Raw genomic sequence first — 16,760 nt, forward strand, 5'->3', positions numbered from 1 at the left:
CACAATACAAGACTAGTTATGAAAAATGCATTTTTACTCGTTCTAGGATTATTCCTAGTTGACGGTGTTGCTTTTGGACAACATCGCCACCTTTCTATCGACACCATGGTTGTCACTCAACATAGTACAACTATTCGGGGCCAAAAAATTGACTACACCGCGACCATCGGCATGCAACCCGTTTGGGATGAAATGGGGGAACCCATTGCCACATTGCATTATACCTATTATACACGAAATGGAGTGACAGACCGTGGAGAACGCCCCCTACTCATCTCTTTCAACGGCGGCCCTGGATCAGGTTCTGTATGGATGCATGTTGCCTACACCGGGCCACAGGTCTTGAATATAGACGAGGAAGGTTACCCCGTACAACCCTACGGTACTCACGAGAACCCCTATTCGGTATTGGATATAGCAGACATTGTTTATGTAAACCCTGTTAATACTGGCTACTCTCGGACCATACCCATGAGTGGTAAAGAAATTAAGCGTGAGCAGTTTTTCGGTGTAAATGCCGACATCAACTACTTGTCAGAGTGGCTAACCACTTTTGTGACCCGCAAAGAGCGTTGGCGATCACCCAAGTACATTATTGGAGAAAGCTATGGTGGCACCCGGGTAGCTGGCTTGGCCTTAGCCCTTCAGGAAAAACAGTGGATGTATCTTAATGGTGTAATAATGGTCTCCCCGGCAGATTATCAAGCATCAGCTTCGGACAGCCCTGTATCATCTGCCGTTAATTTTCCTTACTTCACAGCAGCGGCCTGGTACCACAAGCAATTGTCTCCTCAATTGCAGCAGCAAGACCTATTGGACATCCTCCCTGCCTCAGAGGATTTTGCTATCAACACCCTGATGCCAGCACTCGCGAGAGGCGGTTTTTTACCCCAAGAAGAAAAGGAGGTTATTGCCACCAAAATGGCGGAATATGCAGGCATCTCAGCCGAAGTAATTTTGCAACACAACCTGGACGTTCCCACCCAATACTTCTGGAAAGAACTATTACGTAACGACAGTGGCCACACTATCGGTCGCCTCGACTCACGCTACCTCGGCTTAGATCGCAGGGAAGCAGGGGAAAGACCTGATTATAGTGCAGAACTAACCTCGTGGTTACACTCTTTCACTCCGGCCATCAATTATTACCTACGGGAAGAGTTGGGCTTCAAGACAGATTTGAAGTACAATATGTTTGGCCCGGTGCGCCCCTGGGACTTCCAGAAGAACAATGTGCGCGATGATTTGCGTAAAGCAATGGCCGAAAACCCTTACCTCAACGTCATGTTTCAATCAGGGTACTATGATGGGGCTACTACCTATTTCAAAGCCAAATACATGATGTGGCAACTAGACCCTAGCGGCAAACTACAAGATCGTCTAAGTTTCCAGGGTTATCGTAGTGGTCACATGATGTATCTCCGACTAGAGGATTTGCAAGCAGCAAATGAACACCTCCGAACTTTTATTCTGGATAGTATGCCAAATGGGGAGGCGGCGAAGTATTAGGTGCTTGGCTTTACCTCGCGTAGTGTTCGTCCTTAAGATCGGGCCTCACGGGGGAGCTTTTCCTATAAATCGATCGCGGGTGTGCTCACTACACTCGCGATTTTTTTTGCACCTATAGATAGTGTCTCGCAACCATGAGCTCGAACGAAGTGAGCACCCAAAGTGAATAAAGCGAACACAAAAGAGTAATACCTTTTCCGAGAACCGTTTTTACCCACCCCCTTCTTTGGCCTCACACCATATTTATATCTATTTTACCGTTTTTTACAAAAAAATATTCCCCAGTAAGGAATATTACCGTATTTTGGGTTGACTAGCCAATTGGTCAACCAATAATCCTGGTTTAAAAACTATAATCTCTTATGCTTGAAAATTTCAGTGAAATCCGTGTTGAAACCCCTGTTGATAAGATTATCAAGCAAATTCGTGCATTAATCACGTCAGGACAGCTTGCCTCTGGGGATCGTTTACCTGCAGAGCGAAAGCTTGCAGAGAAACTAGGTGTAAGTCGATCAAACGTTCGCGAAGCTATCCAAAAACTTGAGTTCTACGGTATTCTTAAAACGCTGCCCCAGAGTGGCACCGTAGTAGCAGGTATGGGGATCACAGCACTAGAAGGGCTTATCACTGATGTTTTGAAACTAGAAAAAAGTGATTTCGCTTCCTTGGTTGAAACCAGGGTTATTCTGGAGGTAAGCGCTGCGAAAATCGCTGCGGAGCGCAGAACACAGGAAGATATCATTGAGCTGAAGAAAGCATTAGTTGCTTACGAAAAAACAATTCGTTCTGGTGCATTAGCGGTAGAAGAAGACTTACTCTTCCATCTAAAAATTGCAGAAGCCAGTAAGAACGCGGTTTTAAAATCACTAATGCTGATTATTACCCCCGACATCGTCAATAACTTTATCCAATATAAGGTATGCGATGATCAATCAGAATTGAAAGCCTACCACCAGCACGAGCAGATTCTGGAACATATCATTAATAAAGATAGCGAGGCTGCTGCCGAAGCTATGCGAGCGCATCTTCAGGAAGTTTCAGCCTTCAGCAAGTCGAAGAACATTCTAGGATAAATTAGAGCTTGTTTCTGAAGTTAAATCACCACAAATACATTCAAGCCTGAATTGCAGTAAAGCAGCATAAAGAATGGTCTCCTAGTGACCGATCCTAAATTGACTGCTACGCTCAAAGTCATGATTTTTTCAACTTTTGCTCCGCGACCGGTACTTTATTAAAAGTAGAAAATCGTCAAAAAATTTGGTAGTTCAAATTCTTCACTCTAAATTGGTCGACCAATTGATGGTTGGCCAAATTTTCTGCTGTTTAAGATCCAGGTATTTAATTGAAAGGTAAAGAAAAAGGTCAAGCAAAATTTGCATTAGAAGGCCACCAGGTACTGCTTCATTACATCAGAAATGAAAATTCTGAAACAGCGGATTGAAGAGCACTTCAGTGGATACATTACTACAACACGCTAAACGAACAGTACTGGTTTCAAAAAACGTAAACAGTACTAAAAATACAACTTTAATAATTTACCAAACTTTTTTAATAAAAAACGTAACTGAAATGGAAAGTTTCTTAACTAAAATAAATAAAAACATCATTCTAATGATGTCCTTATTTTTAGCGTTTACTTTAATCACCTCTTGTGGAGACGATGACGAAATGATAGTGCCAGACCTATCAACCGTTGTTGCCAGTTTCACCGCACAGGTTGATGCCGACAATTCTTTGACCTATGATTTCACAAACAACTCTGTAGTAAATGGAATCACGGATACTAGTTTTGATTCATCATGGGACTTTGGTGGCGACGGGACTTCAACTGATGAGAATCCTACCCATACCTTTTCTGGTGAGGGTACTTATACCGTGACATTGACTGTAACCGCTTCCGATGGAGTAGTAGCTACGACAACTGAAACAGTAGAAGTTACTGCACCTAAGAACAGATATGCTATTATTACCGATATGACGGATAGTGATACTGGTGAGCTTAGATATGCACCGATGGATTCTATCCGGAACGGAAGAATTACTTTTATGTACCGATTAACTGAAGGTCCTGCAATGGATATTCAGGATGGCTTTATCAACGTTTCAGGTAATTCCACAACTGGTGATTTTGCAATGGTCGAAGTAAGATTGAAAGACAATGCACCACATGAGTTCCGTGAAGGAGCTTCCGATGCGACTATTGCTGCTGCTGCTGCTAATTTCCCTACGGGAGCGCCTGACGTTTGGGTTCCTGTAGAGATAAGTTGGTCTGCTGATGGCACTAATTACCCAACTTATAGCCTTACAATCGATGGTGTAACTATAATCACTGATGCGGTAAGTACTACTAACGGTGGTGTTGATGATGAAGCTCCGCATTTAGAGGCTGTCAAAGACGGTGCTGCTAATTTCCAATGGAAATACGCTGGAAATTCAGCTATTTCTGACGGTATGTTTCATGTTGATGATATCGTAATATATTCTTCAGATTCAGGAAGTGAAGTAGTGGCTTTCGAAGATAACTTCCAAGGAAGAGTAAAAGGTGATAATCTAAATCCTGATGTTAACCTTGATTCTCCTTATCATGTAAACAGTGCAGACGCTACAGTAGGAGAAGATGAATAAACTGTTAATGTCTCAATGAGATATTAGGAGTGGAACATAAGTTTCCTTAATCAAGAAGAGGAGTGTCTATTCAGGCGCTCCTCTTTTTGGTTTTGGCAATACATTACGAGCATGTTTGGTACTCACTCCAGTTGAAAATTAACGCTTTATGAAACGATTATTATTTCTGATTTCTAGCCTTATTGGGGCTTATTTAGCTCATGGGCAAAATTCTTCTCAATTGGTCTATTTAGATCAAGGTGAATTAACTTATGTTCCCTTCTCTATGACGGGGCAATCAAATGAGGTCAACACCATTCCGGATTTTTCTTACGCTGGCTATATGGGGGGAGGTGTTTCACTTCCTACTGATATTCCAATTGAGGCTATCGTCACCCCAGAGGAAGGAGAGGATGCTCGAAGAATTCAGGCTGCGATAGACCTCGTCGCAGCACTCGAACCTGATCAAAATGGATTTAGAGGTGTAGTATTAATTAAAGCAGGGCATTATAGCTTGGAAAACATTTTGACAGTCAGAGCGTCTGGTGTCGTTTTAAGAGGGGAAGGGCAGGGATTAAACGGAACTGTGCTCCATTCAAATCCGCGAGTTGACCATAGTATTATCAATATTATGGGGCCAAGTGGTACCATTATTATTAAAGATGAACAATCGGAACAAGCTATTACAACCAATTATGTACCGGTAGGAGCCTATTCCTTTGAAGTTGAAGATGCATCGGGTTTTGAGGTTGGAGGAAAAATTGTGGTTACCAGAACACCAAATCAAGTCTGGATTGATGAATTAGGTATGGATCAGGAAACACTCTGTGCGGGAGAAAGTGGTTGTAACGGCTGGACACCTGATGGCTATACCATTGATCATGAACGAATGATCACCGCCATATCTGGCAATACTATTTCCATCAATATTCCCATAGTTGATGTCATGGAAGAGGTGTATGGCGGCGGGTCTATTTCGAAAATCCAATCATCAAGGCGCATCAGCCATTGCGGTGTTGAAAACATGAGAATCCAATCCTTTTACGATGGTGATCTGGATGAATCTCATGCCTGGACTGCGGTTAGACTAAAAGATTCAGAAAACTGTTGGGTAAAACAAGTAACCGGTCAATACCTTGCTTATAGTACCGTAAATATTGAAAGTGCCAATTTTACAACGGTTCAGGATTGCGCATATATTGACCCAAAATCTCGAGTTTCTGGGGGCAGGAGGTATCCTTTTGCTATCCAAGAGGGATTAGGAAATCTATTTCAACGATGTTACGCAATTAATGGACGACACGATTTTGTGACAGGATCCAGAGTCACCGGACCCAATGTTTTTTTGGATGGGCTGGCAGAAAGCGCTAACTCAGATATTGGCCCTCACCATAGATGGGCTACGGGGACCCTTTTTGACAACATTCGTGGAGGTTCTACCAGGGTTTGGAACCGGGGTAGCTCGGGTAGTGGACATGGATGGTCAGGTGCACAAACTATGTTTTGGAATATGGACTCCTATAATGGAGAGTTTCGGGTAGACAGTCCACAGGGTTCAATGAATTGGGGTATCGGCTGTATTGGTACAAATCAAACAGGCGACGGATATTGGGAAAGTTGGGGTACTAACGTGCATCCCAGGAGTCTTTATATCCAGCAATTAGAAGATCGCTTAGGCGTGAGTGCTCTTGATAATGTTTTAATACCTGAGCAGCAATCAGGAGAAATATATGATTTGCTAGCTACGTGGGGTGGAGATGGAAATTTTTCTGATAGAGGGTTTCATGGGGAGATACCCAATGTGAGTTTTATAAATCCAACGAGTGCTATTGATGTGTCCATTTGGGAGGGGGGTGATATAGAAGTTGATGCGTCGGATAGTGATGGAACAATTCAAAATGTGAAATTGCTCATCAATGGAGAACCCGTTGGGACGGATAATGAAGCGCCCTACATATTCACTAATTTAACTGCTACCATTCAAGACCTTTCTCATGAAATTCATTACCTACAAGCTATTGTTACGGACAATGATGCGAATACAAATTTTACCAGAATAGCTATTATAGGAGGAGATCCGCCACCGCCTAATGAGGAGGAAGAAGAAAATGAGCACTCACAAATACGAGTTTACCCCAACCCAACACAAAACAGGGAGCTAACTATTGAAATGAAAGAGGTGGGGTCCTATGCCGTCAGCATTCTTGATTTGTACGGTCGGAAAGTAGATCATTTTATATTTGAAGGGGTGGAGTACCGGGGCAATTTGCAGCAAAATCTGCCTGACGGAATTTATATCCTGGAAATTCAAACTGAGGAAATGATCCTCTTTACAATGAAGCTTAGTTTATAGTGATTTGACTTGAAGACACCAAAAAGGTAAATCAAAAATCCAGCATTTTTAGTGGAAGCACTGCGTGTTGAAGCAATATTCTATTTTTTAATAAAAAAATAGTCAAGATTATTTGGTCAGGAAATTAGATGGCCTTAAATTGGTCAACCAATTTGAAGGTGGTTATACATTTAGCTGCTTTGGCTATGCATATGACCCAAAAAGTGCATTTTTAATGGATTTTAATAACCTTATTCTATGAAGTATTTTTTACAAAAAATTCTTGGGTGTACCAGCAAGGTGATGAGCCTCCTGGTTATATTCATTTGCTTGGTGGCGGCAACGAGCGCATCCGCGCAGGAAACCATCAATGGTAACATCACCGATGAGAGTGGTGAACCTTTAATAGGAGTTACCATACTAGTGCAAGGAACTGCTACTGGTACGGTAACTGATATCGACGGAAATTTTAGCTTAGCGGTTGACTCTGACGCGGTGTTACAGGTTTCGTACACTGGATATGAACCACAAACTATTCCCGTTAACGGGCAAACCACCTTCAACATCACGCTACTGGTAAATTCAACGGTATTGGACGAAGTTGTCGTAATCGGCTATGGAAGTGTTAAAAAGAGTGATGTTACGGGTAGTGTATCTTCTGTAAAAGCGGACGAAATACAAGCTTTTCCCGTATTAAATGCAGCACAGGCACTTCAAGGTCGTGCAGCTGGAGTAGCTGTTCAAACACAGAATGGAGGTGAGCCTGGTGCAGGTATTTCTATTCGAGTTCGAGGTAGTTCATCACTTAATGCAAGCAGTGACCCACTTGTGGTGGTTGATGGTTTTGTTGGAGCTGCTTTTCCGCAGCAAAATGACATTGAATCTATAGAGATATTAAAAGATGCCTCTGCTACTGCAATTTATGGATCAAGAGGATCAGGAGGTGTTATCCTGGTAACTACTAAGAAAGGTAAAGCCGGGAAAGCGGTCGTAGAGCTTAATTCCACTTATTCTTCTCAGGAGACGACCAATAGGTTGGACTTGCTGGATGCAAACGGATTTGCTCAATATCAAAACATGATCCGTAATAATGCCGGAGATGCTCCGTATGCTCAAGGACAGGCTAATACAGACTGGCAAGACGAAATTTATAGAGCTGGAAGCACACAAAATCACCAGTTGGCAGTTTCTGGAGGTAGTGATAATGTAAACTATTATTTTTCTGGTACTTATTTTGACCAAGAAGGAATCATTGTTAACTCTGACTTCAACAAAGTTCAGTTTTTAGCAAATGTAGATGCAAAAGTTGGTGAGCGATTAAAGATTGGAATAAACAGTATTGCTAGTAGAAGCGAGCAAAATGGTGTTTCAACTCAATCAACTGGTAGTGATAATATTGGTTCTGTGAACGGAGGAGGAGATGATGTAGTCGCTTTGGCATTCAGATTTGCTCCCGATGTTGGCAGGTTTAATGACGCAGGAGATTTCTCTCAAAATACAGTGGGAGATGACATAGAAAATCCGTGGGCTGTGGCAACACAGATAACAAACGAAACCAAAACGGATAATTCAAGAACAAACGTTTATGCCGATTTTGAGATTTTGAAAGGCCTGAATTTCAAAACTACTTTAGGCTACAGAACGCAAAATAGTACGGAAGGTTATTTTAAGCCACAGACGTTTGTGCTTTCTGCTGGTGGAGCGTTTTTAGAATCCGTAAAAAGAACAAGGCTACTAAATGAAAATTACCTGACGTATACTTCAGTAATTGGGCAAGGTAATTTAACAGCAACAGCCGGACACTCCTATCAAAAAAATACCACCGAAGGGTTTGAAGCAGGTGCTCGAGGGTTATTGACTGATGCGTTCTCATGGTATAACCTAGAAGCTGGGCAGATAGATCAACGCACCATTGATTCTCGTTTCTCTGAATCGGAAATCGAGTCCGTTTTTGGGCGCGTCAATTTTGAATGGGCAGGCAAATATTTGCTGACTTCTACCGTCCGTAGAGATGGAGCATCCAACTTTGCAGCAAATAATAAATATGCAATCTTCCCTTCTGTCGCAGTTGGATGGAAGGTTTCAAGAGAAGATTTTTTACTCGACAACCCGACACTATCTCTCCTCAAATTAAGAGCTAGTTATGGTCTAACGGGTAATCAGGCCATTGGCCCTTATGAGTCACTTTCTACGTATCGTGTTCAGCCACCTACAGTGGTTGGTGGAGCTTTTGGTGTAGATCTAGCTCGTGAAGCAAACCCAGACTTGAAGTGGGAAACTTCCTATCAGACAAATATCGGTGTGGATATTGGTTTATTTGAAAATAGAATCACGATTAGTGCAGACTATTACAACATCGACACGGAAGACCTTTTAGCGGTAGATAGAGCTTCTAATTTTTACTTAGGAACATCTGATTTAGATGTTCTCAGAAATGTTGGTTCTATTAATAATCGTGGAGTTGAGTTTTCTTTGACGTCAACCAATATTAACAAGAAAGATTTTAGATGGACATCTAATTTCAACATTGCAAGGAACAGAAATGAAATAGTGGAGCTGTCTGGCGGAACCGAGATTTTAGGCAGTGGAGCTCCGGGTTACTTCGCTGGTGGTAATACTTACATATTACGAGAAGGTGAGGCGCTTGGTCTCTTTTGGGGATTAGATTACCAAGGTGTATACCAAGGTGGTGCTCTTCCCGAAGGTACAGCTGTAAAAGACGTGTCTTTGGATGGAGATGGAAACGCAATCCCTGGAGAGCCTTTGTTCGCTGAAGTAGCAGATGAAGAGGGCAATTTTGATGGCGTAATAAACGACAATGACCGGCAGATTATAGGAGACCCAAATCCTGATTTTACGTTTGGTTTCACCAATACCTTAACTTACAAGAGTTTTGACTTAAATATCTTTTTCCAGGGGTCTGTAGGTGGAGATATCTACAACCTGACAGCTGTTCAATTATATAATGGTGACAGTAATGGCTTAACGGATGTATTAAATTCGTGGACGCCAACCAATACAGATACCGATATACCTCGAGCGGCAATTAGAGGAAGAGAACGTTCATCTCGTTTTGTGGAAAGCGGAAGTTATGTAAGACTTAAGAATGTAGCATTAGGCTATAGCTTGCCAAATGGTATGTTGGATAAAGTTGGCGTCGGTTCTGCAAGGTTATCTGTTAGTGCTCAGAATCTACTAACCATTACTAACTATTCTGGATTAGATCCTGAAGTGAGTTACTTTGGTAGTGGTGGCGAAAGCAGTGGAGATGATAATGTAATTCAAGGGCATGATTTTGGTAATTACCCTAATCTAAGGTCAATTACGCTTGCTCTCAACTTGAAATTCTAAAGAACTAAAATGATGATTAAAATGAAAGCATATAAATATTTATTCGCCTTGATACTTGGTTTATCAATGGTGGCATGTTCGGACTTAGAAGAGAACGCAATAAGCGAATTGGAGCCCGATGAGCGTGTGGTCGATTTGCAAACAGTAGAGACTACCATTGCTGGTGCTTATGGTAATTTATCGGCTAGAGCATTTTTGTCTAGAGGATTGGGCTTACCGATTATGCTGCGTTCAGATATGGTAGCTATAGGAAACCCTACCACTGCGGCTGAAAGAATTGAACACGATATATTTACTGTCTCGGCAACTAATCCACTGATTTTAAATCCGTCTAATCCTGAAAGAAGTTTCTGGCCTCGGCTCTATCAGATGGTGAGAGGTGCCAATGAGACCTTGCGAGAGGTAGCTGCTCTTGAAGAACAAAACCCTGGGGTGAGTGAAGAAATAGCAGGACGAGCGCGATTCATTAGAGCTTATGCCTACTATCATTTGGTCAGACTTTTTGGAGACATTCCATATTTGGACGAGAAAATTACTACTGCTGAAGCATCAGTGGCACCAAGAACACCTGTAGAAACTGTATATGAGAACATCATTGCAGATTTTGAATATGCCAAGGAATGGTTACCAGACTCACGAGCTAACAGAGCCCTTCCTGGCAAAGCAGCCGCTAGTGCTTTTCTCGCTAGTGTTTACCTAACCAGAGGAGAATATCAACTGGCTTACAATGAAGCTACTGATATCATCAATAAGGCAGGAACCTACAACTTGGCATTGGAGCCGGACTATCGGAATATCTTTCATGCAGAGAATACCAATTTTTCTCTAGAGCCAATTTTTGTAATAGACTTTGTTGCAACCAATATTAATGATGAATCCAGAGATTATCTAGCTGCTTTCACTGGTTTCTTTGGTCAAGCAACTTATTACCCTTCAGGTGGATGGTCTGTTATGGTGCCAGCTCAAAAAGTATATGATACTTGGGAAGATGGAGACTACAGAAAGGACGTCTGTTTTGATGATGAAGCATTAGATAACAGTGGTAATCTAATTCCTTTTACTGCTTTTTCTAGCTTAGATGGTCGTAATACGAATCGTCCACATATTTCTAAGTACACAGCAATGGCGGGCGACTTGCCACAAGCGAATACTAGCGGAAGAGATTCGGAATCCAATTACCAGTTGATGCGCTATGCCGAAGTGCTATTAATCGCTGCGGAGGCTGCTGCTGAACTTGGTAATACGGCAGAGGCCGACCAATGGATTAATATGATAAGAGAAAGAGCGAGAAATGGAGATGGAACTGGTGCTCCTAGTGCTGCACCTGCCAACATCTCGGGAGCGACTGTTGAAGATGTGCTAGAGGAAAGAAGATTAGAGCTTGCCTTTGAGCATAAAAGATGGTACGATATCGTCAGAAGAAAAATGGGAAATGAGGTGTTCGGACCAAATGGTTTTGAAGCCGAACTTCCAACACGAAACTTTGATCCATCTAGGGACTATTTGCTGCCAATTCCTCCATTGGAAATTACAAACAACCCTAATTTGACCCAAAACCCCGGGTACTAGTCAGGGCATTATTGAGAAGATTCAAGGTTCCTCCTTCTTTAGAGAACAGCACGAAAATAATCCAGATAATTATCGGAATTATTTTCTGCGAAATACTCTAGGAAACAGCACCAAAATAAGTGCTTGGAGGAAGCTTGAATCTTTCCCTAATTATACGGATACTCTTAATGTACCAAACATCCTCTTAGTTGGACATTTTCCATGCTTGGCTTGGATATTTCCTACTCAATACTCTTCGCCCCTTTCAAAAAAATAATTATGAAAACGTCATTTAGCTGTAACTTTCTAAGTATAAGACAACTTGAATTTTCTTATATTTTACCTTACACTCGATCTGTTTTTCTGCTATTAGTAATGAGTATGGTAGTTAGTTCTGCTACGGCACAAGATTTAGATCCCAACCTTCCTCCCGGTGGGAATTTTGATCTTTCTTACTGGAAACTTACCCGTCCAAATCAACAAGAACGAGATGCAGAACAACTGGTAGGTGGCTATGAAGTGGATGGTGAATTCTACACCGATCCGGTTACTGGCGCCATGGTATTTTGGTGCCCCAACGATGGAGCTACAGGTGGTAGCAGCTATCCAAGGAACGAGTTAAGAGAAATGATTCGTAGACTTGACACCAGCATTCCTACTCAAGGAATAAATAAAAACAACTGGGTATTTTCTTCTTCTACGATGGAAAACCAAGAAGCTGCTGGAGGCGTAGACGGCATTATGACTGCCACCGTAGCTGTGGATCATGTGTCTGAAACCTCTGATGCGAGCTTTAAGGTAGGTCGAACTATCGTTGGGCAAATACACGCCTCCAATGATGAGCCTTGTAGATTGTATTATCGCAAATTGCCAGGGAACACCAAGGGGGCTATTTATTTCGCTCATGAACCTACTACTGGCCCTGAACAATGGTACGAAATGATTGGTAGTAGAAGTGATGGTGTACCCGATCCAGTAGATGGGATTGCCTTAGGTGAACAGTTTAGCTACGAGATTAAGGTAATTGGCAATCTTCTGACGGTAACCATCATGAGAGAGGGTATGGATGATGTTGTTCAAGAAGTAGATATGACAGATAGTGGCTTTGCTGATGATTGGATGTACTTCAAAGCAGGAAACTATAACCAAAACAATGCTGGAGATCCCGACGAATATGCGCAAGTATCTTTCTTTGCTTTAGATGTTACGCACTTTGCCCCTACCCCACCAACCGCCTATCTTGCCCCATCTGATATACCAAGATTTCAACCTTTTCTCGCAGAATGCAAATTACAAGGTCCTACCAGCTCAACGCTTCGCGACAGAGATGCACTTAATTCTGGCTATACGCATCCCGAGTGGTTCTATGTAGTTGATGGTGATAAAATACGGTTCAATCAATCTGGTGATAGCCAACGAACAGAACTCCGGAATGAAACGAATTGGGACCTCAACGACGAGAATCGATCGCTGCACGGAAGAATTGACATTGTAGAGCAGACTTGTGATCAGGTGACTGTAATGCAGATTCATGATGATGCCAATGCTGGTAGTGGACCTAACAAACCCTTACTGAGAATATATAAACACAATAACAAAGTACCTACTAATCATTTGTGGGCGGCAATTAAAACAGACGACGGAGGATCCAACACCACTCATGTGGACCTTGGAGAAGACCCCGGTGGATATTTTAACTGTGATATTCGATTGGTTGATGGAAATATGATCATAGATTTTGAAGGAGAAGAAAAGGTGAATATGGATGTCTCCTACTGGACCTGGCCTAGTTATTGGAAAGCAGGGGTTTACCTTCAGGATGCTGGTGAAGCAACTGCACATTTTGATGAACTATTTGAAGAAGATGGTTCGCCACAAAACTATTCCCCTTCTGTCAGTATAACTGATCCTGCCAACGGTACTAATTTCTTACCCGGTAGTGACATCACGATTACCGTTGACGCGGTAGATTCTGATGGTTCCGTTACAGCGGTAGAGTTTATTGAAGGCGGTGGTAATATACTTGGAGAAGACACTACTGCTCCCTATTCGTTTACCTGGACAAATGTACCTGAGGGAGCCTATACATTGACAGCCAGAGCTACCGATAATGAAGGAGGGTCAAAGACCTCCTTAAGTACCAATATTACGGTTCAGGTTCCGATAGATGTGACTGGAGTGGACATGGCTGAGCTTACCGGACCAATTGCTGTTGGGGCTAATCTCCAATTAGAAACACTCGTTTCTCCTGGAGATGCCACCAATCAAAATTTGATTTTTGAGTCTGACGATACAAGCGTTGCTACAGTAACAGAAAGCGGCTTACTGTCCGCGATTTCCGAGGGGGAGGTGACCATCACAGTAACAACAGTTGCCGGAGGATTTACCGATTCGCAAACCTTAGATGTACTCACTCCTTCCGATGACTTCAACTGGGCATTGGGGCAGCCGGTTGTAGGTACCGGTACGCCAGATGGTAACAACGATGAAGATAAGCTTGTAGATGATGATACCGGTACGCGTTGGGCTGTATCAGGCTTTCCACAATCTGCAACTGTTGATTTAGAAGGGAATATAAAGATAACCCAGACAGAAGTTACCTGCTACCAAGACAGAGCTTATCAATTCATTATTGAAGGTGCTTTAAATGAAGATGGCCCCTTTACCACTATCATAGACAGATCAAATAATAATATTCCAGGTACTGCTATTGCGCCTATTATCAATGCTGTAGATAGTATTGAAGCCAGATTCGTAAGAATAACGGTATCGGGTGCAGATATTTATACTGGTCCATGGGTAAGTCTTACGGAATTGAGAGTGTTTGGTGACGGTGAACGGACATTTACAAATGTGACGGAATTAGAGGAAGAAAAAATACAAATATCTCCCAACCCTGCCTCATCTATCGTAACAATAGAAGCCGGGGATGAATACGATGCCGTGGTCGTTTATGACGCAACAGGAAGAAGCGTCATCCAAAAACCGATTAATAAGTTAATAACCCTGGATATAAGTGGACTTCAATCAGGAACTTACTTTATAAAGCTTGAAGGCCGTAACAAGTCCGAAGTTCGTAAGCTTATAAAACGCTAAATATTTAAGGAACAGCAAGAAAACAAAATACGATTGGCTACGCCGCTACTACGTGGTCGCTTTGCGGCTACTTTGTAGTCTGTTTTCCATAATAGTTAACTAAATGATTCATTTCAAATGTGTTAACTATTATGGAAAACCTGAAGAGACCTCGAAGAAAGAGCGAAGCTAATCGCATTTTTTATTTTATGTGCAATACTAAGTCCCTATGAAACTTCCTCTTCTGTTTTCGTTTTTATTCGTTAGTGTTCTGGTAAGTGCCCAAAACCGCTATGATGTTTCGTCTCAATCAGAGTTCAATACCGCCCAAGACCTGGCAAACGCAGGGGATACAATAGCATGGGTGCAGGGTACGTATTCCGATACTCGTATGGATATTGATAAAGATGGATTAATAGTAACCGCAATACCGTACGGAACTGTTTTATTTACAGGAGTATCTAGAGTTGTCATCAATGGTGATGATGTCACTTTTTCTGGCTTTCAATATATTGGAGGTTTTGTCCCCACTTTAGATGTAATTAGAGTATATGGAAGTGATGTGTTGATTACGCAGGTAAACATTCAAAATTACACGAGCTTCAAGTATCTCAGGGTGTATGAAGAATCCAGAAGAACGACCATTAGCTATTGTAATTTCGAGAATCGACTCAACTTAGATGATCAGAATATACTCTCCATATTAGTAGATGATGAACCCGGCTATCACAAGATTCAATATTGTTCCTTTAAAAATTTCGATGGTATAGGCAATGACCAAGGTATTGAACCAATCAGAATTGGGGTCAGTTCACAATGGGATTTAGATAGTCGTACACTTGTGGAGTATTGCTACTTTACGCAGTGCAATGGAGATGGTGAAATTATCTCGCACAAGTCCAGACAAAATGTTTATCGCTATAATACCTTTGAAAACAACCCGGTAGCTGAACTTGTACTAAGACATGGTGATGAAGGAATCGTCTACGGCAATTTTTTTCTGAATAATATGGGAGGAATTAGAATACGAGAGGGTTCTAATCATTTCATTTACAACAACTATTTCGAGGGACAAGATCGAAGAACAATTTACTTACAAAACGACCCGTCTGACCCTTTATCTGATATTCACATTTATCATAACACGATTATCGATTCGGAGGAATTCAGACTGGGAGGTAATGGAAATAACCCGCCCACCAATGTTATCATTGCTAATAATGTTTTTACAGATCCAAAAACGCAATTATTTGACGAAGACACTGGAAATGAAACATGGATTGGCAATCTTTCCTTTGGTACCCTAGGGATTGACTCCCCATCATCTGGGCTTTCTAATACTGACCCTGAGCTTGTTGAAAACATCGAGGGCTTTTTTCAGCCAGCATCCAACAGCCCGGTTATTGCCGCAGCTAGTGCTGGCTACCCAGTAGTTCCTCTTTATCCAGGCATGGATTATGATAATGAAATATTGTTTGATTTGATGATAGAACCGAGACCGGTATCAATAGCCGATCGAGCGATTGGTGCTTCTGAATTTTCATCAACAGTCAATGTCCAGCCACATGCTACTGAAATGAATACAGGTCCTTCCTACTTATTTGACAACCTGGTCAATTATATTGCGGCCAATGTATCACAGCTTTATATTGGAGGAGAAGGAGAGAATAGGTCTATTGTGATTTCCAGTAATATCGATTGGACCATAACGAGTAGTACAAGCTGGATATCAACCAACCTTTCATCTGGATCGGGAGATGCCCAACTCACTGTAACGATTGATGCAAACGAAGAGAACGTTAATAGATCGGGAACATTGACAATTACTGGTGGCACACAATCGGTGACTATTAATGTGTTTCAAGATCCCGGTGGACCGGTTGGTGTGCAGGAAAACCTTAAAAGTGAAGTACTTTTATTTCCAAACCCAACAGATGGCAGCGTAAGGTTGAGTAATTTACCATCAGGAATCTACAGTTCTCATTTAGAGCTAGTTGATCTGGCCGGAAGAAGTCTTTTCTCAAAGGAGTATCGAATAGATAATAATGAATTGTTGGTTGATTTGGACAAATTGGTGCCTGGTACTTATATATTGAATATAAAATTCATGCTTCAAAATGGCACTATTTACAGGGAGTTGACCCGTAGGGTGGTGAGAAATTAATCACACCTTTTTGTTCTCGACAGTTCGGGTAACCAGTATCTTGGATTTGTATCTCCTATACTAATTGTAGCATTATTTTTCTACCGCTGTACCACAAATAGGCCATACAGGGAATTGCTGCTATTTATTAAGGGGAAGTGCTTGCTTTATGCTATTTTAGCACATATCACCTGCCTC

General features: G+C 41.9%; 8 protein-coding genes. All 8 read left to right on the forward strand.

What is annotated here, in order from left to right; all coding sequences use genetic code 11:
• The first annotated feature begins 18 nt into the window (after positions 1 to 18).
• On the forward strand, positions 19 to 1,509 hold the full coding sequence (locus A3EU_RS0101425; protein WP_020534334.1) for a S10 family peptidase: 1,491 nt from the start codon (positions 19 to 21) through the stop codon (positions 1,507 to 1,509).
• Between the two features lie 362 nt (positions 1,510 to 1,871).
• Positions 1,872 to 2,582 carry a FadR/GntR family transcriptional regulator gene (locus tag A3EU_RS0101430; RefSeq protein WP_020534335.1) on the forward strand — a complete coding sequence of 237 codons (711 nt, stop codon included), beginning with the start codon at positions 1,872 to 1,874 and terminating at the stop codon, positions 2,580 to 2,582.
• Positions 2,583 to 3,078: 496 nt separating this feature from the next.
• Positions 3,079 to 4,134 (forward strand): PKD domain-containing protein, encoded by a 1,056-nt coding sequence (locus A3EU_RS0101440; protein ID WP_020534337.1) that lies wholly within the window; start codon positions 3,079 to 3,081, stop codon positions 4,132 to 4,134.
• 148 nt (positions 4,135 to 4,282) lie between these two features.
• Positions 4,283 to 6,466, forward strand: a complete 2,184-nt coding sequence (locus A3EU_RS29005; protein ID WP_020534338.1) for a T9SS type A sorting domain-containing protein — start codon at positions 4,283 to 4,285, stop codon at positions 6,464 to 6,466.
• Between the two features lie 237 nt (positions 6,467 to 6,703).
• Positions 6,704 to 9,796 (forward strand): SusC/RagA family TonB-linked outer membrane protein, encoded by a 3,093-nt coding sequence (locus A3EU_RS0101455; protein WP_020534340.1) that lies wholly within the window; start codon positions 6,704 to 6,706, stop codon positions 9,794 to 9,796.
• A 21-nt stretch (positions 9,797 to 9,817) separates the two neighbouring features.
• Positions 9,818 to 11,365, forward strand: a complete 1,548-nt coding sequence (locus A3EU_RS0101460; protein ID WP_020534341.1) for a RagB/SusD family nutrient uptake outer membrane protein — start codon at positions 9,818 to 9,820, stop codon at positions 11,363 to 11,365.
• A gap of 258 nt (positions 11,366 to 11,623) precedes the next feature.
• A complete protein-coding gene (locus A3EU_RS29010) occupies positions 11,624 to 14,440 on the forward strand; it encodes a polysaccharide lyase family 7 protein (protein WP_020534342.1) in 2,817 nt (938 codons plus the stop codon).
• 208 nt (positions 14,441 to 14,648) lie between these two features.
• Positions 14,649 to 16,583, forward strand: coding sequence for a chondroitinase-B domain-containing protein (locus A3EU_RS0101475; protein ID WP_020534343.1), 1,935 nt, complete (start codon positions 14,649 to 14,651; stop codon positions 16,581 to 16,583).
• The last annotated feature ends 177 nt before the right edge of the window (positions 16,584 to 16,760 follow it).

The organism is Lewinella cohaerens DSM 23179, from assembly GCF_000379805.1.
Classification (GTDB): domain Bacteria; phylum Bacteroidota; class Bacteroidia; order Chitinophagales; family Saprospiraceae; genus Lewinella; species Lewinella cohaerens.

Coding starts and splice junctions, on each gene's coding strand:
- A3EU_RS0101425 (WP_020534334.1), top strand. CDS start 19: ATGAAAAATGCATTTTTACTCGTTCTAGGATTATTCCTAGTTGACGGT.
- A3EU_RS0101430 (WP_020534335.1), top strand. CDS start 1,872: ATGCTTGAAAATTTCAGTGAAATCCGTGTTGAAACCCCTGTTGATAAG.
- A3EU_RS0101440 (WP_020534337.1), top strand. CDS start 3,079: ATGGAAAGTTTCTTAACTAAAATAAATAAAAACATCATTCTAATGATG.
- A3EU_RS29005 (WP_020534338.1), top strand. CDS start 4,283: ATGAAACGATTATTATTTCTGATTTCTAGCCTTATTGGGGCTTATTTA.
- A3EU_RS0101455 (WP_020534340.1), top strand. CDS start 6,704: ATGAAGTATTTTTTACAAAAAATTCTTGGGTGTACCAGCAAGGTGATG.
- A3EU_RS0101460 (WP_020534341.1), top strand. CDS start 9,818: ATGAAAGCATATAAATATTTATTCGCCTTGATACTTGGTTTATCAATG.
- A3EU_RS29010 (WP_020534342.1), top strand. CDS start 11,624: ATGAAAACGTCATTTAGCTGTAACTTTCTAAGTATAAGACAACTTGAA.
- A3EU_RS0101475 (WP_020534343.1), top strand. CDS start 14,649: ATGAAACTTCCTCTTCTGTTTTCGTTTTTATTCGTTAGTGTTCTGGTA.